This window comes from Streptomyces sp. CB01881 (assembly GCF_002953255.1).
Classification (GTDB): domain Bacteria; phylum Actinomycetota; class Actinomycetes; order Streptomycetales; family Streptomycetaceae; genus Kitasatospora.
Genome location: NZ_CP026498.1, coordinates 5,268,142 through 5,269,002, shown reverse-complemented (window position 1 = coordinate 5,269,002; position 861 = coordinate 5,268,142). Strand labels below are relative to the sequence as shown.

At 68.9% G+C, this 861-nt stretch carries 1 protein-coding gene; it reads left to right on the top strand.

What is annotated here, in order from left to right:
- Nucleotides 1-389: 389 nt before the first annotated feature.
- On the top strand, nucleotides 390-861 hold a 472-nt coding region (rpsB, locus tag C2142_RS39710), incomplete at its 3' end, for a 30S ribosomal protein S2 (RefSeq protein WP_241002544.1).

The window sequence follows — 861 nt, the reverse complement described above, 5'->3', positions numbered from 1 at the left end:
CACCCTCCCCCTCCCCCCGTCCCCACCCTCACCTCCACCCCCATCCCGCTGGAGTCGCCCGCCGCTCGGCGCTTCCCGTACACTTCACACGCGACCCGGTCCGCCGGGTCGACTTCGCACGCCCCGCCACCGGTGGACGGATGCGGCTCAGCCGCCGCCCCCGCCAGGTGCGAGTGCCGCTCGGTCCGCCGAGCCCGAACCGGTCCCCGGACCACTCGGGCCGAAGCGGCTCGGCACGTTCGGGGCGTCAGGCGTGGCTGTCACCTGGCTGCCACGGACAAAACCGAGCCTGACCCGGCCGTATGCAGACGCCCGAGCGGTGAGCGCCATCGCGCGAACCACGACGTCGGCTGCGCGAGATCCGGGCGCAACACCTTAGGAGTACGGCTATGGCCGTCGTCACGATGCGGGAGCTGCTGGAGAGCGGCGTCCACTTCGGTCACCAGACCCGCCGCTGGAACCCGAAGATGAAGCGCTTCATCATCACCGAGCGCAACGGCATCTACATCATCGACCTCCTGCAGTCGCTGAACTACATCGACCGCGCCTTCGAGTTCATCAAGGAGACCGTTGCCCACGGCGGCAGCGTCCTCTTCGTCGGCACGAAGAAGCAGGCCCAGGAGGCCATCGCCGAGCAGGCCACCCGCGTGGGCATGCCCTACGTGAACCAGCGCTGGCTCGGCGGCATGCTGACCAACTTCTCGACCGTCTACAAGCGCCTGCAGCGCCTCAAGGAGCTCGGCGAGCTGGACTTCTCGGACGTGGCCGGCTCCGGCCTCACCAAGAAGGAGCTCCTGGTCCTTCAGCGCGAGCACGACAAGCTGGAGAAGACCCTGTATCCGCGCCGCGACGCGCGTTCCC